Source organism: Peptacetobacter sp., from assembly GCF_029264495.1.
Taxonomy (GTDB): Bacteria; Bacillota; Clostridia; order Peptostreptococcales; family Peptostreptococcaceae; genus Peptacetobacter.
On record NZ_JARIBH010000045.1, the window covers coordinates 1 to 20,514 of the forward strand.

Annotated in this window: 17 protein-coding genes; 11 read left to right on the plus strand and 6 right to left on the minus strand. The window is 25.7% G+C overall.

All coding sequences use genetic code 11. The annotated features are described in order from the left end of the window. The 10 genes from Q1J78_RS04535 to Q1J78_RS04580 all read left to right on the plus strand — a co-directional run. On the plus strand, positions 1-802 hold an 802-nt coding region (locus Q1J78_RS04535), incomplete at its 5' end, for a cell wall-binding repeat-containing protein (RefSeq protein ID WP_300277422.1). Positions 803-983: 181 nt separating this feature from the next. Beyond that, positions 984-2,330 (plus strand): Sapep family Mn(2+)-dependent dipeptidase, encoded by a 1,347-nt coding sequence (locus tag Q1J78_RS04540; RefSeq protein ID WP_300277426.1) that lies wholly within the window; start codon positions 984-986, stop codon positions 2,328-2,330. A gap of 322 nt (positions 2,331-2,652) precedes the next feature. Next, positions 2,653-3,807, plus strand: coding sequence for an ABC transporter ATP-binding protein (locus Q1J78_RS04545; RefSeq protein WP_300277428.1), 1,155 nt, complete (start codon positions 2,653-2,655; stop codon positions 3,805-3,807). Positions 3,808-3,809: 2 nt separating this feature from the next. Next, positions 3,810-5,378 carry an ABC transporter permease/substrate-binding protein gene (locus Q1J78_RS04550; RefSeq protein WP_300277432.1) on the plus strand — a complete coding sequence of 523 codons (1,569 nt, stop codon included), beginning with the start codon at positions 3,810-3,812 and terminating at the stop codon, positions 5,376-5,378. 171 nt (positions 5,379-5,549) lie between these two features. Beyond that, positions 5,550-6,065 carry a prolyl-tRNA synthetase associated domain-containing protein gene (locus Q1J78_RS04555; protein WP_300277435.1) on the plus strand — a complete coding sequence of 172 codons (516 nt, stop codon included), beginning with the start codon at positions 5,550-5,552 and terminating at the stop codon, positions 6,063-6,065. Positions 6,066-6,074: 9 nt separating this feature from the next. After that, entirely contained in the window at positions 6,075-6,764 is a 690-nt protein-coding gene (locus Q1J78_RS04560; protein ID WP_300277438.1) for a DUF554 domain-containing protein, read from the plus strand. A gap of 497 nt (positions 6,765-7,261) precedes the next feature. Next, positions 7,262-9,382, plus strand: coding sequence for an anaerobic ribonucleoside-triphosphate reductase (gene nrdD, locus Q1J78_RS04565; RefSeq protein WP_300277441.1), 2,121 nt, complete (start codon positions 7,262-7,264; stop codon positions 9,380-9,382). 14 nt (positions 9,383-9,396) lie between these two features. After that, positions 9,397-9,909 carry an anaerobic ribonucleoside-triphosphate reductase activating protein gene (nrdG, locus tag Q1J78_RS04570; RefSeq protein ID WP_300277444.1) on the plus strand — a complete coding sequence of 171 codons (513 nt, stop codon included), beginning with the start codon at positions 9,397-9,399 and terminating at the stop codon, positions 9,907-9,909. Positions 9,910-10,199: 290 nt separating this feature from the next. Continuing rightward, a complete protein-coding gene (locus Q1J78_RS04575) occupies positions 10,200-11,294 on the plus strand; it encodes an FUSC family protein (RefSeq protein WP_300277447.1) in 1,095 nt (364 codons plus the stop codon). Positions 11,295-11,425: 131 nt separating this feature from the next. Continuing rightward, entirely contained in the window at positions 11,426-11,935 is a 510-nt protein-coding gene (locus Q1J78_RS04580; RefSeq protein WP_300277450.1) for a GNAT family N-acetyltransferase, read from the plus strand. Between the two features lie 173 nt (positions 11,936-12,108). Here the strand turns inward: Q1J78_RS04580 and lexA are convergent, their stop codons facing one another. The 6 genes from lexA to bsh form a co-directional block, all read right to left on the minus strand. Further along, positions 12,109-12,747, minus strand: coding sequence for a transcriptional repressor LexA (lexA, locus tag Q1J78_RS04585; RefSeq protein ID WP_300277453.1), 639 nt, complete (start codon positions 12,745-12,747; stop codon positions 12,109-12,111). A 176-nt stretch (positions 12,748-12,923) separates the two neighbouring features. Continuing rightward, the gene (locus Q1J78_RS04590) at positions 12,924-14,048 is read right to left on the minus strand and encodes a tyrosine-type recombinase/integrase (RefSeq protein WP_300277456.1); all 1,125 of its coding nucleotides are present in this window, start codon (positions 14,046-14,048) and stop codon (positions 12,924-12,926) included. 1,309 nt (positions 14,049-15,357) lie between these two features. Next, complete coding sequence (locus Q1J78_RS04595) at positions 15,358-15,591, minus strand: (2Fe-2S)-binding protein (protein ID WP_300277459.1); 234 nt, start codon at positions 15,589-15,591, stop codon at positions 15,358-15,360. 65 nt (positions 15,592-15,656) lie between these two features. Then, positions 15,657-16,688 (minus strand): 5-methylcytosine-specific restriction endonuclease system specificity protein McrC, encoded by a 1,032-nt coding sequence (mcrC, locus tag Q1J78_RS04600; protein ID WP_300277462.1) that lies wholly within the window; start codon positions 16,686-16,688, stop codon positions 15,657-15,659. A 21-nt stretch (positions 16,689-16,709) separates the two neighbouring features. After that, positions 16,710-18,422, minus strand: a complete 1,713-nt coding sequence (locus Q1J78_RS04605) for an AAA family ATPase (RefSeq protein WP_300277465.1) — start codon at positions 18,420-18,422, stop codon at positions 16,710-16,712. A 31-nt stretch (positions 18,423-18,453) separates the two neighbouring features. After that, complete coding sequence (gene bsh, locus Q1J78_RS04610) at positions 18,454-19,431, minus strand: choloylglycine hydrolase (RefSeq protein WP_300277468.1); 978 nt, start codon at positions 19,429-19,431, stop codon at positions 18,454-18,456. A 252-nt stretch (positions 19,432-19,683) separates the two neighbouring features. On the opposite strand from bsh, the gene Q1J78_RS04615 reads away from it, so the two are divergent. Further along, positions 19,684-20,337 (plus strand): HAD hydrolase-like protein, encoded by a 654-nt coding sequence (locus Q1J78_RS04615; protein WP_300277471.1) that lies wholly within the window; start codon positions 19,684-19,686, stop codon positions 20,335-20,337. Positions 20,338-20,514 lie beyond the last annotated feature (177 nt).

The following is a 20,514-nucleotide window of genomic DNA, read 5'->3' on the forward strand; positions in this document are numbered from 1 at the left end:
TAGACCTGATTATATAATTGGCTCTACTAGCGTTATATCAAAATCGATAGAAAATAAAAGTGGTGCCAAAAGAATTGGTGGAAAAGATAGATACGAAACTAATAAAATGGTTATAAATAAATTTTACAAAGATACAGATAGCTTCAATGTAGCAAAAGGGAACCTATTAGTAGATGCATTAACAGCATCAGCTGCTAAACAGCCAATAGTTCTTACATCAGAAAAAAGTGATAAATCAGTACTTAAAGGAGCTAAAAAAGTAAATCTTATAGGAGGGCTTTCTGATTCAATTGTAAATCAAATAACTAAAATAGTTAATGGAAAAGAAGTTGAAGATAACAAACCAGATAACAAACCAGATAACAAACCAGATAATAAACTAGATATAAATTCAGAAGAATATCAAGCTGAATACAGAAAAGAGTTTTATAAATTAATAAATGAACATAGAAAAAATCACAATGTTAAATCTTTAAATCCAGAAGAAGGATTAGAAAGATGGTCATATTTAAAATCTAAACATATGGCAGATTTTAATTATTTTGATCATACATATGATGGAAAATTAATAGATAAAATATATCCTAATGAAGGTGGTAATGTTGCATTAAGTGGAGAAAATATATTCTATTCTTCAGGAATGTATTTTACTCCGAAAGAATTCGCTGAATATTCTTTTGAAAATTGGAAAAACTCTGAAGGCCACAATAGAAATATGCTGAATTCTAATTTTAATAATGTTGGAGTAGGAGTATATGCTAAAGGATATGTTATTTATTCAACAACAGATTTTGGATTTTAATTAATAAAAATAAATAATATCTAATAAAAGGACTTCTGTAAAGAAGTTCTTTTTTATTTGCAAATAGATGATTTAAAATTCATATAAAATGTGCGTTGATAAAATAATTATACATATTAACTAAATCTACTTAACAATGATATAATATAGATAATAAATTTAAAAAGGAGTTTAATTTATAATGAAAAATAGAATAAAAGAATTAATAAATTTAAATAGTGAAAAAATGATAAACTCTGTTAAAGAATTAGTTCAAATTGACAGTGTAATTGATGAAAAAACTGTATCAAACAGTATGCCTTTTGGAAAAGGAATTGATGATGCTCTTAGAAAAACTCTAGAAATAGCTAAATCTCTAGGGTTTAAAACTGTCTATAAAGATGGATACTATGGATATGCAGAAGTTGGAGATGGAGAAGAACTTATAGGGATACTTGGTCATATCGACGTTGTTCCTGTTGGAGATGAAAGTAAATGGACATATCCTCCTTTTTCAGCAACAGAAAAAGATGGATATATTTATGGCAGAGGAACTCAAGATGATAAAGGTCCTGTAGTATCTTGTATGTATGCAGTAAAAGCACTTTTGGATTCTGGTGTTGATTTTAATAAGAGAATAAGATTTATAATAGGTGGAGATGAGGAAAATTTATGGAGATGTATTTCTAAATATAGAGAAAATAATGAAGAAATTCCTACTATGGGATTTACTCCAGATTCATCTTTCCCTGTTACAAATGCAGAAAAATCTTTAGTTCAATTTTATCTTAAAGGTAAGGGCAATTCTGATATAAATTTAAAAATATCAGGAGCTTTAAATGCTGTTCCTGGAGAAGCTGTTTATGAGGGAAATCTTGCTGATGAATTATCTAAAAAACTAGATGAATTAAATTTTGATTATGTAAAAAATGAAAATAAAATTACTGTAATAGGAAAAAGAGTTCATTCTGCATCTGCGGATAAAGGAATTAACGCTATAGAAAGACTTTGTAAAGCATTGTATGAATTAGATGTTGATTCTGATGTTATAAAATTTGTAGCAGAATTATCTGATTCAATAGGAAGTAAGATAATACCAAATTGTAAAGATGATGTTTCTGGAACTCTTACACTAAATTTAGGAGAGTTGATAATAAATGAAGAAGAATCTATTTTGGGATATGATTCAAGAATACCTGTAAAATTTAATATAGAAGATTTAGAAAAGGCAGTTAAAGAAAAAATAGAAAACTACAATTTGAAATACGAAGAATTTGATAGATTAAATTCTCTTTATGTTTCAGCGAATTCTCCACTTATAAAAACAATGATTTCTGTATATGAAAAAGAAACAGGACTTGATGGAACTCCAATGTCATCAGGAGGTGCTACATATGCAAAAGCACTAGATAATTGCGTTGCTTTTGGTGCTATGTTCCCATTTGATGAAAAAACTGAACATCAAGAAAATGAACGTGCTAATATCAAAAATTTAATAAAGGCATCAGAAATATATGCTATATCTATTTATGAATTATTAGAAATATAATTTTATATTTGAATCACAACAAGAGTGCAAGTTGTATTATTAAATCTTGCACTCTTGTTTTATTTTTTGGATAATTTTTTAAAATTACACTTATGTTAAATTTAAATTACTATAAATATTTTTTGAAAAATATATACTTTTTCTTACTTATACATATATAAATAGATAATAAAAGAGAAATACATTTATTTTATTAATAAAAGATTAAAGAAATAAAAAAATTATTAATATGTAAAAAATGATTTTATTTGATTAATTTTCTGAAAAATGATAAGATATACAGAAAATAAAATCAAATATTAGAAAAAGGAAGTGTTCAGTTATGATTGAATTTAAAGATGTTTCAAAATCATTTAAAGACAAAAAAGTGCTGGATAATATATCTTTTAATATTGAAGATGGTGAATTTGTTTGTATAATCGGAGGAAGTGGATGTGGAAAAACAACTGCTTTAAAAATGATAAATAGACTAATCAATCCTTCTAGTGGAACTATTTATGTAAATGGAAAAGATATAAGTAAAGAAAATGAAATAGAACTTAGAAGAAATATAGGATATGTAATTCAGCAAACAGGTATATTTCCTCATATGACAGTAAGAGAAAATATAGAATTGATACCAAAATTAAAAAATAAAGGTAAAAAAAGAAATGGAAATGAAAAAAAGGAAGATAATAAAAAGTTATTAGAAAATGTAAAAAATGTCTTAATGATGGTAGGATTAAATCCAGATGAATTTATGGATAAATATCCTATTCAAATGAGTGGAGGTCAACAACAAAGAGTAGGTGTTGCAAGAGCTTTTGCTAGTAATCCAGATATTATTTTGATGGATGAACCTTTTAGTGCATTAGATCCAATAACAAGAAATCAACTACAAGATGAGCTTGTTACTTTACAAGATAAAATGAAAAAAACTATAGTGTTTGTTACTCATGATATGGGAGAAGCTATAAAATTGGCTGATAGGATATGTATTTTAAATAATGGTAAAATCGAGCAATTTGATACACCTGAAAAAATATTAAAAAATCCAGCAAATGATTTTGTTCTGAATTTTGTAGGTAAAAAACGTATTTGGGATTCTCCAGATTTAATAAAAGCTGAAGATATAATGATAGAAAATCCAATTGTATGTATAAGTAGGCTTAAAGCTATAAAAGCTCAGACAATTATGCGAGAATCTAGAGTAGATAGTGTTATTGTTATAGATGAAAATAGAAAATTTTTAGGAAAAGTAGATGCTTCTGATGTAGCATCAGAATTTAGTAAAGATAAGAGAGTTATGGATATTATGGATAAAAATTGTATTTGTGTTTCACCTAGAGATTCTATAATATCTGTATTAAATAAAGCTAAAGAAAATAATATGTATACTATTCCTGTTGTAGACAATGAAAAACTAGTTGGACTTATAACAAAAAGTACACTAGTTACAGCACTTTCTAGAAAATATGATGAAAGTGAGGTTGAATAATTATGAACAACTTTATAAATTATATACAACAAAATACTTCTATGATTTTAAATTTATGTGTAGAACATATTCAGCTAACTGTAATAGCAATTCTTATAGCTATTGTAATAGGAGTTCCTCTTGGAATATTTATAACCTATTTTAAATTTGCTAAAAGACCTATAATGGCTATGACTAATATAGTTCAAGCGATACCTTCTATGGCTCTTTTAGGTTTTATGATACCTTTATTTGGTATAGGAACAAAACCTGCTATAGTTATGGTTACACTATATTCTTTATTACCTATTATAAAAAATACGGTAGCTGGACTTAATGGTATAAATCCGGATACCATAGAAGCAGCAAAAGGTATTGGTCTTGATAAATTTCAACTATTATACAAGGTTCAAATTCCACTTGCTGCACCAGTAATAATGACAGGTGTTAGAATAAGTGCTGTTGGAGCAGTTGGATTAATGACACTTGCAGCATTTATAGGTGCTGGAGGATTAGGATATTTAGTGTATGCTGGTATTCGTACAGTAAATAATGCTCAAATATTAGCAGGTGCAGTCCCTGCTTGTATATTAGCATTATTGATAGACTATATATTCTCTGTTTTAGAAAGAGTTGTAACTCCAAAAAATTTACAACTTACTATAAAAAGAAATAAGGTTTCAAAAATAATGGATAAGGTTGTTGTTATTATACTATGTATCGGACTTTTAGGAAGTTTTGTATTTAGTATATTTACATCAAAAAATTATGATAGAGAAATTACAATAGGAAGTATGGATTTTACCGAACAGGAAACTTTAAATTATATATTAAAGTATTATATTGAAGATAATACTGATATAAAAGTAAATCAATCATTATCTCTTGGAGCATCTTCAATAGTATTAAATGCTATAAGAGGAGGAGATATCGATTTATATGTTGATTATACAGGTACTATTTATGGAAGTGTGTTAGGAAAAGAACCAAATAGTAATGTCAAAGAAGTTTATGATACTGTCAAAAAAGAAATGAAATCAAAATATGATTTAAATGTACTAAAATCATTTGCATTTAACAATACATATACATTAGCAGTGAAAAAAGAAACTGCTGAAAAGTATAATTTAAATACTATAAGTGATTTGGCAAAAGTATCTGATGAATTAGTTTTTTCTCCAACACTTACTTTTGTTGAAAGAAAAGACTGTTTAGTAGGATTGAAAAAAGCATATCCTATAAATTTTAAAGAAATTGTACCTATAGATGGTTCTCCTAGATATGCTGCTCTTATGAATGGAGAAAGTGATGTTATAGATGCTTATTCAACTGATGGGCTTATTAAAAAATTTAATTTAAAAATATTAAAAGACGATAAACAATTCTTCTTACCATATAATGCTATACCTGTTACAAATGACAGAGTTAAAGAAGATTTTCCTGAAGTAGAAAAGCTTTTAGACAAGTTAGGTAAGTATTTAAATGAAGAAACTATGATTGATTTAAATTATAGAGTAGATGAATTAAAACAAAAACCATCAGATGTTGCTAGAGATTTCTTGATAGAAAAAAATCTTATAAAAAATAAATAATTTAATTAATTTTAATAATTAAGGATATTACATTTATAAATTAAGTTTATGTAATATCCTATTTTTTTGAATAGTGTATAAATTGAATTAAATTCTTTTTAATTTTTGTTAGAGTATGTTAAAATTTAACTAAAGAATAAATTTTAAATTTCAAAGTTTGGAGGCATTTTTATGAAAAAAATATATCAAACAGAACCTATAGAAATAGAACAAAAAATATACGATGTATTAGATGAGCTTAGTATTGATTATGGAGTTGTAGAGCATGAGCCACTGTATACTGCTGAAGATCTTAATAAAATCAAAGAGCAAGCACCAGGTTTTCATGCAAAAAACTTGTTCCTTAGAAATGCAAAAGGAAATAAATACTATCTTATAGTTGCAGGTGATGAAAAAGCAGTCAATCTTAAAGAAGTAAAGAAAATTATAGGAAGTACAAACCTTTCTTTTGCTTCAGAAGATAGATTAATGAAAGTTTTGAAATTAGTTCCAGGAAGTGTAAATCCTTTTTCTCTTATAAATGATGAAGATAGGGTTGTAGAGCTTTATATAGAAAAAGGTCTTTTGACAGGAGAACTTTTAAATTTCCATCCAAATGTGAATTATAAGACTGTAACAATTTCTTTAGAAGGTTTGAAAAAATATTTAAATCATATTGGTGTTACTTTAAATGAAATAGAATTATAGGAGTTTTAAATGATAGCAACGTTAATTAATAGTGGAGTAATAATATTAGGATGTATAGTAGGCTTTTTTATAAAAGGTGGTATTCCAGAGAGATTTAATAAGACAATAATGAATGGACTTGCACTTTGTGCAATGTTTATAGGTTTTTCTGGAGCTTTAGAAGGTAAAAATATAATTATAACTATTGTATCTATGTCTGTAGGAGCTTTTATAGGTGAGCTTATAGATATTGATAAATGGATTAACAAGTTAGGAGATACTTTACAGAATAAGTTTAATAAGGGTAATAGAAATGAAAATAAAATAGCAGAAGGGTTTGTTACTTCAAGTTTATTGTATTGTGTAGGAGCGATGTCTATAGTAGGAGCTATGCAAGCTGGATTATCTGGAAATTATGATACAATATATGCTAAAACTGTTTTAGATGGAGTAAGTTCTATAATCTTTTCAGCATCGCTTGGAATAGGTGTTATTTTTTCATCAGTTACAGTTTTAATATATCAAGGTGGAATTACTCTTTGTGCATCTTTTCTTTCAGGTATCTTAAGTCAACCTGTAATAGCAGAAATGACTGCTGTTGGAAGTTTAATGATTGTAGGTTTAGGTCTTAATCTTTTAGAAGCAACTGATATAAAGATAGCAAATTTATTGCCTGGTATTTTAGTCCCTATTATACTTGGTATTTTTGGTATTTTGTAAAAGTATAATATTATAATAAGGAAGCTAATAAAGTATTTTTTTATGTTAGTATAAATATTTAAAATACAAAGCAATATTTGTATTAAATTTATTTTTAAAAAGTCTGCATATCAATTGCAGATTTTTTTATTATGTAAATTAATTGTAAAAAAATATATTAAATAGAATAATTGGAATTTCAATAGTTATAAAAATTAGTAAAATTAAGTTAAATTTTTTTAAAAAATTTTTAACTTCTACACATATTTAATTGCAATATATACAGAAAAAAATAGTAAATTGTACAATTTATACATGATTTTAAGTGCTTTTACTGGGTATTTAATATAATAGTTATCTATGAGATATAAATTTAGAATTAATTTTGAGTGTAAAAGCATTTATTCAATACATTATAAATTTTCAGAAAAAATTTTAAAATATCTTTATAGATAATTTCTGATATAATATATTAGTATGAAAAAAAGAAAGTAAAGTTAAAAAGGGAGGAAAATTGGATGAAGGTTATAAAAAGAGATGGTAGTACAGTTCCTTTTGATAAAACCAAAATAGAAACAGCGATTTTAAAAGCTATGAAAAATGGAAGTGGTATATATATACCTGAAATAGCTTTAAATATATCAGTAGATGCAGAAAAACATTTTGAAAACTTTAAACCTACACCTACGATACATCAAATAGAAGTATATGTTTATGAAAGATTAATTCATTATGGGCAGCAAGAAACAGCACGAGCTTATGAAGGGTATAGAGCGGTTCAGTCTTTTAAAAGACATGTAAATACTACAGATGATAATATACTTGGATTAATATCAAAGACAAATGAAGATATTTTAAAAGAGAATTCAAATAAAAATTCAATAATAGCTTCAACTCAAAGAGATCTTATTGCAGGAGAAGTTTCAAAAGATATAGCGAGAAGAAAATTAATTCCACCTCATATAGTACAAGCACATGATGAAGGTGCTATACATTGGCATGATATGGATTATACTCTTCAATCAATATTTAACTGTTGTCTTATAAATATACAAGATATGTTAGATAACGGAACAGTTATTAATGAAAAAATGGTTGAATCTCCAAAATCATTCTCTACTGCATGTACAGTTACTACACAGATTATGGCACAGGTAGCAAGTAATCAGTATGGAGGACAGAGTATAACTATAAAACATCTAGCTCCTTATTTAAGAAGAACTTATGATAAATTCTATAAAATGTATATGGAAAAATATAATAATGAAGAATTAGCAAAAGATATAGCACATGATATGATGCTAAAAGATTTAAAAGATGGTGTTCAAACTATAAGATATCAATTATCTACATTAATGACTACTAATGGACAAGCTCCTTTTGCTACTATTTATCTTGAAATAGAAGAAGGCAGTGAATATGAATATGAAATGGCTTTAATTTGTGAAGAAATGATAACTCAGAGATTAGAGGGTATGAAAAATTACAAAGGTCAGCCAATAGGTGAAGCTTTCCCTAAATTAGTTTATCTTTTAGATGAACATAACTGTCTTGAAGGTGGAAAATACGATAGAATAACTAAATTAGCAGCTGAATGTACTGCAAAAAGATTAGTTCCTGATTATCAGAGTGCTAAAATAATGAGAAGTAATTATGAAGGAAATACTTTCCCACCAATGGGATGTCGTAGTCATTTAAGTCCTTATAAAGATGAAAATGGAAATTATAAATGGTATGGAAGATTTAATCAAGGGGTAATATCTCTTAATTTACCTCAGATAGCAATAACTGCTGATAAAAATATGGATTTATTCTGGAATATATTAGATAAGAGACTTGATTTATGTAAAGAAGCTCTTTTAGTTAGACACGAAATGCTAAAAGGTACTTTATCTGATGTTTCTCCTATACATTGGCAGCATGGAGCAATAGCAAGATTAGATAAAGATGAAAAAATAGATAAATTATTAGAAAATGGATATTCTACTTTAAGTTTAGGATATGTTGGTATATATGAAATGGTTCAAGCAATGCTTGGTGTTAGTCATACTACTCCAGAAGGTGAAAAATTTGCACTTGAAGTTATGAACCATATGAGAGAAAAATGCGATCAGTGGAAAGAAGAAACAGGACTTGGATTTGGTCTTTATGGAACTCCTGCTGAAAACTTAGTGTACAGATTCTGTAGAATAGATAAACAAAAATTTGGAGAAATTCCAAATGTAACAGATAAGCTATATTATACTAATAGTTATCATGTAAATGTCTGTGAAGAAATAGATGCTTTTAGTAAATTAAAATTTGAATCACAGTTCCATGCGATAAGTTCTGGTGGATGTATTTCTTATATAGAAGTTCCAGATATGAGTAGAAATATAGAAGCAGTTGAACAAGTGATAAATTATATATATCATAATATTCAGTATGCTGAAATAAATACTAAACCAGATGTTTGTTATAAATGTGGATATACCGGAGAAATAAAACTTGATGGAAATCTTGAATGGTATTGTCCTTCTTGTGGAAATAGAGATGAATCTGATATGCAGGTAATGAGAAGAACTTGTGGATATATTGGAACTAATTTCTGGAATAAAGGTCGTACTCAAGAAATCGGAGACAGAGTTCTTCATTTATAGGAGATGATTAGTCTATGAGATATGAAAAAATAAGAAAATTTGACGTTTCTAATGCTCCAGGAGTAAGAACTACATTATTTGTTACTGGTTGTACACATAACTGTCCAGGGTGCTTTAATAAGGATTTACAGGATTTTTCAGCTGGTAAAGAGTGGACTTCTAATGAAGAAGATTTATTTGTATCTTATGTAAAAAATGATAATGTAGTTGGAGTTAATATTCTTGGTGGAGAACCTATGCAGCAAGTTATGGATGACTGTCTCCCTAATTTATTAAAACGAATAAAAGAAGAAACAGGAAAAAATATATGGCTTTGGTCTGGATATCTTTTAGAACAGATTCTTGAAGATGAAAAGAGAAGAGCTATATTAGAAAATATAGATATTTTAGTAGATGGTCGTTTTGATAATGAAAAAAGGAATATTAATTTGAAATATAGAGGTTCTGAAAATCAAAGAGTAATTGATGTTCAGAAAACTTTAAAATCAAATGAAGTTGTTCTTTATGAATTTGATGAAAATGTATAAATTTATAGACATTAAATAAGATATATAAATAATATAAAAAAGGAAGAGATATAGTTATTAATATAAATACTATATTTCTTCCTTTTATTATATTTAAATAGAAAAAGCTAATTTTTAATTTATAGTTTAAACTTTGATAAAAAATAGACTATTATTAAAGTATTTTCTTATCTTGACAAAATATTTTAAATTGATATAATTAGTAATGTTAGCTAAAAACAATTAATATTAAAATGAATTTAAATTAACATAATTTTATAAAGTTTTTATAAATTAAAGGAGGATTACAAATGTCATTTTATGAAATACTTCAAAAAGATCCTGCTGTAATAAAAGGATTAATTAGAAATACAGATGATAAAAAAGAAATAAAAAGATTAAAATTTGGAATGGGATTACGTTCATTGTTAATAGTTTTATTCGCTATAGCTTTTATAGCTCCACTTACATCTGTTTTTGGTAGTGAAAATAGTTGTATGGCAGTATCTATATTCTGTATACTACTTGGTGTAAGATTTGTAGATTTTGGCTATTGCATACAAGATTCTATACTAAATTTAACAATAGTATTTTTATTATTGTTAATTTCGCCAGTTTTAGCATACTATGTAAATCCAGTTTTAGGATTTATCATACATTTCTTATCATTCTTTGCAATATTATTAATAACTTGTGATAGACCAGAAATGGGTAATGGAGGATTATTTAATTTTGCATATATATTTTTATCAGGCAATCCTGTTGCTGGTAAAGTATTTTGGAATAGATTTTTATTAATGTGTGTAGGGTTAACTATATGTGGAATTATATTCTTTGTTAAACATAGACATAAACATCAGGATATAAAATTCAAAGATAAATTAGCTGAGTTTAGTTTATATAATCAAAAACATCAATGGCAAATAAGAATGTCTCTTGGTATAGCACTTATATTAATATTAGGCTCATTCTTTGGTTTAGAAAGATTTATGTGGGCTGGATTTGCTTGTGGTTCTTTACTTTCAGATCATAGTGAAAATCCTGAAATAAACGAACGCTTTTTACAAAGAGTGGCAGGAGTTTTTGCTGGTTCAATTGCCTTTTATATAATTTATTCAATAATACCTAGCAATTTACACATAGTAATAGGTCCTTTAGGTGGATTCTTATTAGGATTCTGTACAGATTATAAATATAAAACAGCTATGAACTGTTTCGGAGCCTTAATGTTGGCTAGTGGAATATATGGAGTTCAATCTGCTATTCTTTTAAGAATATTTGATACATTTGTAGGAATAATCTTTGCTGTATCATTCTTTAATGCATATGAATTCCTTGTAAATAATAAATATAGAGAAAAGTTCAATCATCATCATTTTAATTGTATAAACAACGAAATAGACTAATAAAAAAGAGTTTTCATTTAGTGAAAACTCTTTTTTATTTTCTTTTTTATTTTCTTTTGATATAATATTTATAGAATATTTTAATTAATTAACTAAATAAAGTATTACTTAATTACCTGGAGGTAGAGAATATGGGAAATATAGTTTACAGAAATCCTTCTGTAGAAGATGCACAGAAGATAGTTGAATTTTACAATTTTGTAGGTGGAGAAACTAGTTATTTAAGTTTTGAAAAAGATGAATATCCTTGTAGTGTAGAAGATCAGATTGCATCTATAAAATCTCTTGAAGGAAATAAGACAAATATAATGCTTATGGCTATGGATGGAGATGAAATAGCAGGAATAGCTACTATAAGTTCTAGTCATAAGATAAAATCAAGACATGAAGGAGAGCTAGGAATAGTTGTAGCTAAAAAATATCAAGGAAAAGGAATAGGAACAGAACTTATAGAAAGATTAATCGAATGGGCTAAAGGTAATGGAATTACAACTAGATTAAAACTTGATACAAGAGCTGATAATACAAAAGCTGTTTCACTTTATCTTAAATTTGGATTCGAGTTTGAAGGATGTCTTAAGAATTCAACTTTACTAAATGGTAAATATTATGATTTATACGTAATGGGTATGATGTTATAAATTCAATAGATAATCTTATGATTTAAATGGATTTTGAAAATCCTATTTCTTATTTATTTAATAAAAAAATATTTATAATATAGAATAATGTACAAATAATAGAATAATATCCAAACAAAAAAGTACTCTTCAATCGAGTACTTTTTATTTTTTTAATTTAAATTGTAATACTGTTATTTAAAAACTCTAAAAACACCTGTTACTACACCAATTATTTGAACTTCAGAGTCGTCAAATATAAATGGCTCCATAAAGTCATTTTCTGGCTGTAATCTTATTTTACCATTTTCTCTGTAAAAAGTTTTAATTGTGGCTTTTTCATTTTCCACTAATGCAGCGACAATTTCACCATTAGTAGCGATATCTTTCTTATCGACAACTACATAATCACCATCTAATATACCTGCATTAATCATACTTTCACCTTTAACTCTAAGAAGGAAATTATCTTTACCTTTTATAAGAGCTGCTGGAAGAGGGAAGTACTCTTCAATATTTTGTTCAGCAAATATTGGTTCACCAGCAGTTATTTGACCTATAAGAGGAAGGTTTATCATTTCTTGGTGAAGTCCTGAAATACCTTCATCATCTTTAGCTTTATCTAAAACTTCTATAGCTCTTGGCTTAGTAGGGTCTTTTCTAATATAACCTAATTTTTCTAATTTATTAAGATGAGAATGCACAGTAGATGTTGATTTAAGTCCTACTGCATTGCAAATTTCTCTAACTGCAGGTGGATAACCTTTCTTAGAAATTTCGGATTTTATGAACTCTAGTATTGCTAGTTGTTTTTCGGTTAAATTTGAATACATATTAATTCCTCATTTCTTTATTTAATCACTTTATAAAATTAAATAGCTAACTTACATTAAGCAAGTTGACTATTTTTAATATTTTTCTTAATAAAGTCAAATATATATTTATAACTATATAATATCATATTTAATAGTAGTATACAAACATTTATTCGTCGAGCAAGTGTTCTTTTTTATTTTTCTTCATCATTATTTTCATCATCTAACCATTCAAAGTTTTTAACAATATCTCTTTTAACATTTTTCTTATGTGCTGCATATAATTGAGTTGTAGTAACATTATCATGATCTAATAAATTTTGAACATCATAAATAGTAAATCCATTTTGAATTAGAGAAGTTGCTGCTGTTGCTCTAAGCTTATGAGGACTATATCCTTTATCTCTACTAGTAGACATAGAAATAGACGTATATTTTTTTACTAGGGAAGTTATAGCTCTTTCAGTCATTCTTTTTTTCTGCAAAGATAAAAACAGAGCATCTTTATATTCTTCTTGAATAGATTCATTACTTGGTCTTTCATGTTCTATATAATCCAATACTACATGCTCACAAGTTTTATTTATAGGCATTAAAACTTCTTTACCACGTTTTCTAAAGATAGTAAATTCGCCACGAGAAAAATTAAAAGAAGATATATTAAGTTCTCTTAATTCATTTAATCTAAGACCGTAAGTTACAAATAATGCTAAAATAGCTTTATCTCTAAGTTTAGTTTTTTTCCAATATATTTTTTCACGCTCAGTTAGTCCTTCACCTGTTTCAACAGCTTCCAACATTATAGCAACTTCATCTATTTCAAGTCTTTTTATAGCGTCTGGTTGGGGTTTAGGAAGTTTTATAGGATTAAATCCATCAGTTATATTTTCTTTAAGTTGCTCATTTCTATATAAAAATTTAAATAGAGTAGACAGAGATGATTTTTTCCTAGCTAATGCACGATTGTTATTTTCAAAAATCATAGTTGTATTTCTAATTTCCTTGTAATATCTACTACAATATTCACCTAAAAATAAATTTATATCTCTTGCTTTTATGTTATCAAAGTCTTCTAATGTGATATCTTTAGTTTCTTTTGCATTCGTTAGTTCTCCAGATTCAACTAGATAATGACAGAAAAAAAGAATATCTTCAAGATATGCAAGCCTACTTGAAACAGACACAGATCCTTTAAGATATATAAAATAATCTTTCATAAAATCGGGTAATTGAGTTTGTATTTCAAGACATTTTTCTATTTTTTTATTATCTCTTATAACAATATTATCTGGACGACTTGATTTATTATGTATTTTCATAAATTTACCTCCTTAAACTAAATAAAATTGATTTGATTTATATTATTATGATAAACAAATTTCATGTAATTATATATTAAATTATATATAATTATAGATATATTGTGAAGAAATAAGAATATATAAAGTTAAATTTTATCTTATGTAAATAATAATAAGTTTATAAATAAAATGTATGAAAGAGAAATTATAAGGATATATATTAAAGGATTTTACAAATAAATCAATCCAATACTAACTATTCTGAAAATATACATTTAATGAATAGTTAGTATTAAAAATAATAGGACTACTCTTATGAGTAATCCTATTGTATAATAAAGGATGGTATAAAAAATGAAAAAAAATTTTATACCTATTTATTAGTCTAACATGTATTTCTCTATAAGTAAATAAATAAATTCTAAAAGTTTATAATAATATATTTTAAAATATATTTTAAAATATCTATAAATAAAGATATTTTTTTATTTATTGATATGATTAAATATTGTATATATGTGTTTTAGATTTATTTTATAATCTTTTATTATGAATATATAATATTTTTATAATTGTAACTTAAATTTTTATTGAATATAATTATATATATATAATATATTTATATTTATAATCTTTTTATAAATATACTTCAAAAAATAAATATTTAAGTCTTTAAACTTTCATCAAATAAATTGTCAAATTTTTATTATTCAAAATACAGATATCTATTTATATTATCACCTGCATAAAAAAAGAATTTAAATTATAAATCAAACTAAAAAAATAATAATTCTAACATTTTCACTATAATTATAAAATGTTAGAATTTCAATGTTTATTTACATCATTTTAAGGTAAAATAGTAAACTACTTGTATACAATATATAAACAATTATCTTTTTGTGCAAAAAAAATTAAAAAATGAAATATAATAAAATAATATTGCATTTTTTGAAATAAGTTGATATAATATATTTATAAGATAAGAGAAAATAATATCAAGGAGGTAACACTATGTTAGCATTATCTGCAAAAGTTGTATGTTCTGCATTAATAATATTCCCAGCTATGTACTTAATGGCAAAAGCAGTTTAATAATATATTATTATTAATAATATTTAATTTACAAAATCGATTTTATCGAAAAATTATAAGAGGAAAATAAAATGAACGCAGAAAGTTATAATCGAAAATAGCCTGGATCTTTATGAAATAATTGATAAAGACCAGGCTAAAATTATTTTTATACACTTTAAAATTTATAATATACCTTATTAATTTCTTTAAATAGAAAGAGTAACCAACTTTTAGGCTACTCTACTCTTTTTTATAAATCTAATTGTTTATATTCTTTTTTATTATTTAAATTATACTCTGCAATAACTTGCATTATATCTTTTGCACATCATGTTCCTTTTGGGTTCATTTCTTTACACAATCCTTTGGTGCATGCTCCAGTAACTTTTTTTATATCTGAAAGAGTTTTTGCACCGTTATCTAAAGCCGATATAATTTCTTTCTTTGTTACATTAGAGCAATAACAAATTATTTCGTCATTCATAATAATCTCCTTATTATATCATATACATTATAATAATATATCTGATGCTGCTTATAAATTTATTTTTATTCAAAAAAAGTATGGACTATCTCATCGAGTTGTTTTTGTATTTCACAAAATTCACAATTAAGATTCAATGTTCTAATATCTATTCTATTTCCACTCATAATATAACTACTATCAGGCTGAATTAATTCATCAGTTTTAGCATACAAAATCATTCCAGATACAGTTTTATCAATACTATTTTTATTTTTCACATAAGTAAAAATTTGATACAAATTATTAGAATGAATTGTATGTTTATCAAACCTTACTTGCGTTGTATGACTATAATATTTAGCATCTATAATCAAAATATTGTTACCATAAGTTAATGTTATATCTGATTTCATAATGGGTAATAGATTATCTCTACCATAATCTATTATCCAATTTATATATGATGCAGAAGGATTTAATTCAGGGTAATGTTTTTTATAATATTCAAGGATAAACTTTTCATAAAGTCTACTCATACTTTGTTCATCAAGGAAGTTTAAAAGCTTTGTAGAGCCTTCTGTAGTTGTTTGAATAAGTCCATTTAAAACTAGATAACATATAGAAATAAGCATCTGATAACTCTGATTATTTTTATTAAACTTCATATTCCAGTTTATTCTTTTAATGTTCCTAGTATCCAAACTTCTAACATCTTTAAAATATAATAAAAGCTTTCTTAAAGACTTTTTCCTATGTGATTTAATATTTGATTTGATAAGTATTTGTATAGTTGTTTTTAAAATCCTATTTGCATAACAATCTAATGAAAAGTTGTCAAAATTACAAACTAATTGATGATTTATTATATTTTGACTTTTAATAGATTCTGAAATATCAATCTTCCCTTTTATATAATTATATGCATCTGTAGATTCTACATAATTTCTTTTTAATCCTTGTTTCTTGATTTGAATAGAAATTCCTTTCTCAAGAATAGTTGCTAATAAATCAGCTGCATTTTCAAATTCTTCTGTCTCACAAAATGAATATGCATCACTTTTTAGAATTTGAAAGGCATATGCTAGCATATAATATATGTTCTGTATTTTTATCATTTTATTTCACCAGTAATTATATTATTTTATCGCATCATGAAGTAAATAGCTCCACTCTTCAACCTTATCAATTTCATCATACCAGTATTCATTTAATAGAGGTATTATCTCATAGTCTACAACTGATTTTAATAAATAATCATCAACAATATCATTAAAACAGAAGAAACTATGTCCTATACAAAATTCTTTTCCAAGAGAACCATCATTTTTAATATCATTATTAAGTCTTTTAACTGTTTCAATAAGTTTATAAAGTTTATCATTACTTTTTTCTTCAAGATACTTTTTAAATCCATCAGATTCAAAAGCTGCTTCAAATTCAAAAAATGCAAATCTTCTTCTTAGAGCGTAATCGATAATAGCAAGACTTCTATCTGCTGAATTCATCATTCCTATTATATATAAATTTTTAGGAATTGAAAACAACTCATCGGAGTAAAGCAGTTTTATCTCAGTCCCTCTTTTATCATTTTCCATAAGCATAAAAAGCTCACCAAATATTTTACTTAGATTCCCTCTATTGATTTCATCAATTAAAAAGAAATATTCATTACTAGGATCTTGTTCTGCTTTTTTACAGAAGTTGTAGAAAGGTCCTTTTTTAAGCTTAAATCCACATTCATTAGGTCTAAATCCCATCATAAAGTCTTCATAGCTATAATTCTGATGAAATTGTATAGTCATTACTCTATTAGAATCTTTTTCTCCAATTATTGAGTATGCAAGTCTTTTTGCTGCAAAGGTCTTTCCTACTCCTGGAGGTCCTTGAAGTATAATGTTTTTCTTATGTAGGAGAAGATTCTTAAGAATATAATACTTCTCTTCGTCTAAATAAACCTCATTGAGAAAATCTAATTCTGTATATATTTTTTTAGTTGTATAATCATCTTCTAAGTTTTTTGAGATAGATTTATTATCACATTCTTTATTATAATCATTTAATGAATATTTATCTTCTTCTCTATCCTCATCTTCTAATCTTTTCTTTTCTGCATTTATTTCTTCTGCTAGTGCAAATGCAACTCTATATAATTCAGGAAAATTATTATAACTATAATTTCCATTTTCTAAAAATTTTCTACACTCGCTGCATAAATTTAAATAATCTTCTCCAGAGAATACGAATTTAAAATTATTTGCTTTATCTATAAATTCTTTTGGCATATTATTAGGGTTTGATAAATACCAACGATTTATAGAGTCTAAATTTATATATTCAAAAGGTCTAATCCAAAACAATCCCATAGTTAAGTTCCATTTAATACCCTTTTGTGTTAAGGCTTTATTATAGTAATTTATCAGATTTTCTCTACTCTTTTTAGAATGAGTATTTGCATATTCAAGGGCTGCTTCAAATACATTCCAAAGATTTTGAATATCTAAACTACCTCTTTCATCTATAAATTTATAAAATACAGCTCCAAGATTATTTAAAAAAGGTATTCCAGCAAATGATTCTGGAGTTTTTACAGATATTGAAAATTCTTTTGCTAGCCCTTCAATTATACGGATTCTATTCCGCAAACTTATTTGTTTATTGAATAGTCCAAATACTGTGAATGGATCTATGTCTATTATATTTCTATCTTTTTCTAATGTAGGTAAAGAAATATTATTTCTATTATATACACTTGTAATTTTTTCGATAAGCTCTTTTCTATTATTTTTATATTTTAATAATGTGTTTGCAAACTCCATATAAAAACTAGTCCAAGTTGGATAATTATTCATAATAATTCCCTCCAAATTTGATTTAACAAATTTAATTAACAAATTTTATATTTTGTTCATTAATTAGTGGATATACACTTAAATTAGAGCTTTCTAAATCCTCTTTATGCATATCAATAGCATTAATTTGACTATTTTTATAAGTTCTATAATAATAAATTCCCTTATCCATATTACAACAAGATGAATAAATAGTATATTCATAATTACTACCTGAAGTGATACAAAGACCTTTTAACTGTTCTACAAAGCTTAAAATATGGAAAAATTGACCTACACTTTCTCCTTCTGATGTTTCTGATACAGAATTTAATTTTGCAAAAGAAGCTCTAACAAATCTAGACATTGAAGATAAATCTCCAGGCATACCCATAGTTCCCATTCCCCGACAATAAGTATCTAAAGTGATTTTTTCTGAAAATAGATTTTCAGGATCTCTTTTAGATATATTATGATAATTATTTAAATTAAACATTTGATATTCAAATTCAGGATTATTAGTAAGTACTCCTAAAGGATTATCGTATATTTTTAGTCCTGATTTAACACTTTCCATCACTATACTTTCATTTTGATCAGAGATAATCCAGTGTAGAGGTGCTAAAGGTAAACTTTCACTAAAATTAATATCCATAAGATTTAAATTTTCTAGATAAGGTCTAGCTTCTTTAACAGATTCAAATTTACTAAGCAACCAAGGTATAAGTTCAAATGGAGAAATATTTATTTTACCATCAACTTCTTTTGTATTATAATAAGCATTACCTGGAAAATTAAGTCCTGCAATGCTAAGACCTTTCTCATTTGTTGCATCATAATATAATGGATAATTGTCAAAAACAGCTGCTATCCCAATAAAAGCATAATGATTATCTATATCTTCTATTTTTTTAAATTTAAATGGGAAATTTCTTGGTGTTACTACTACATTTTCACCATACGACATTAAATAATCAAAGTTCCTACCAAAATAATGATCATTTGTATTATAAGTTATTGCTGTACACATAAAGTTCCTCCTGAGATATAAAATTTATATTATATACTATAAAATATCATAAATATATGAATTTCAAAAGTTATTTATGTGCTTTTTTATAGTTTTAATAAAGATTTATTTAATATATGAAATTTTAAAAATATATGTTATATTTATCTAGAGTTATATTTATTTAGAAAAGAAATTTATATTATGATTAATATAGTATATAATTTTAAAATATAGAATTTATAAAAATCTAAGATAACGAGGTACTAAAATATGAAGAAAATAATATTATTTGATTTAGATGGAACTTTAACAGAATCAGGTGAAGGAATTATAAACTGCGTACGGTATGCTCTTGAAAAAATGGGAAAAGCAGAAAAAAATATAGAAAAATTAAAATCGTTCATAGGTCCTCCCCTTGTAAGTCAATTTATGGCTTATTCTAACATGACTGAAGAAGAAGCTGAAAAAGCTACAAAATATTATAGAGAAAGATTTTCTACTATAGGAATATTTGAAAATAAATTATACCCAAATATAGAAAATATGCTTAAAGCTCTAAAAGAAAAAGGATTTACTCTTTCTATAGCATCTTCAAAGCCAGAAAAATTTGTAAGACAAATATTATCGTATTTTAAAATAGATAATTATTTTGATGAAATTGTAGGAGCAACTCTAGACGGTAAAATTTCAGAAAAAGCTGATGTTATTTTTGAAGCTTTAAAAAGATTAAATATCAATGATGAAAATAAAAAAGATGTATTGATGGTTGGTGATAAGGAGCATGATATCTTTGGAGCTAGATTAAACGGACTTTTATGTGTAGCTGTTTCTTATGGATACGGATCTCTTGAGGAATTAGAAAAAGCAAGTCCACTGAAAATAGTAAACTCTGTAGATGAATTAAAAGATTATTTACTATCATAAAACTTTATGAAAAATTGGAAAAATACATACAAGCAGTATATGTAATATATAGTCTAAAAACTTTAAATACAATCTGATTAGCAAAAATAAACCGCATTTTAGATTTAATTGTAATCTCATAATGTGGTTTATTTTTTATATACATTGATTTTATTAAATAAAGATATAAAATTTAAT

What these genes read in the sequence shown, in the direction of transcription:
- Q1J78_RS04560 (WP_300277438.1), top strand. Translation starts at nt 6,075, where the DNA reads ATGATAGCAACGTTAATTAATAGTGGAGTAATAATATTAGGATGTATA.
- Q1J78_RS04580 (WP_300277450.1), top strand. Translation starts at nt 11,426, where the DNA reads ATGGGAAATATAGTTTACAGAAATCCTTCTGTAGAAGATGCACAGAAG.
- Q1J78_RS04605 (WP_300277465.1), bottom strand. Translation starts at nt 18,422, where the DNA reads ATGAATAATTATCCAACTTGGACTAGTTTTTATATGGAGTTTGCAAAC.
- Q1J78_RS04550 (WP_300277432.1), top strand. Translation starts at nt 3,810, where the DNA reads ATGAACAACTTTATAAATTATATACAACAAAATACTTCTATGATTTTA.
- bsh (WP_300277468.1), bottom strand. Translation starts at nt 19,431, where the DNA reads ATGTGTACAGCAATAACTTATAATACAAATGATCATTATTTTGGTAGG.
- Q1J78_RS04545 (WP_300277428.1), top strand. Translation starts at nt 2,653, where the DNA reads ATGATTGAATTTAAAGATGTTTCAAAATCATTTAAAGACAAAAAAGTG.
- Q1J78_RS04615 (WP_300277471.1), top strand. Translation starts at nt 19,684, where the DNA reads ATGAAGAAAATAATATTATTTGATTTAGATGGAACTTTAACAGAATCA.
- mcrC (WP_300277462.1), bottom strand. Translation starts at nt 16,688, where the DNA reads ATGATAAAAATACAGAACATATATTATATGCTAGCATATGCCTTTCAA.
- Q1J78_RS04590 (WP_300277456.1), bottom strand. Translation starts at nt 14,048, where the DNA reads ATGAAAATACATAATAAATCAAGTCGTCCAGATAATATTGTTATAAGA.
- lexA (WP_300277453.1), bottom strand. Translation starts at nt 12,747, where the DNA reads ATGTATTCAAATTTAACCGAAAAACAACTAGCAATACTAGAGTTCATA.
- Q1J78_RS04540 (WP_300277426.1), top strand. Translation starts at nt 984, where the DNA reads ATGAAAAATAGAATAAAAGAATTAATAAATTTAAATAGTGAAAAAATG.
- Q1J78_RS04555 (WP_300277435.1), top strand. Translation starts at nt 5,550, where the DNA reads ATGAAAAAAATATATCAAACAGAACCTATAGAAATAGAACAAAAAATA.
- Q1J78_RS04575 (WP_300277447.1), top strand. Translation starts at nt 10,200, where the DNA reads ATGTCATTTTATGAAATACTTCAAAAAGATCCTGCTGTAATAAAAGGA.
- nrdG (WP_300277444.1), top strand. Translation starts at nt 9,397, where the DNA reads ATGAGATATGAAAAAATAAGAAAATTTGACGTTTCTAATGCTCCAGGA.
- nrdD (WP_300277441.1), top strand. Translation starts at nt 7,262, where the DNA reads ATGAAGGTTATAAAAAGAGATGGTAGTACAGTTCCTTTTGATAAAACC.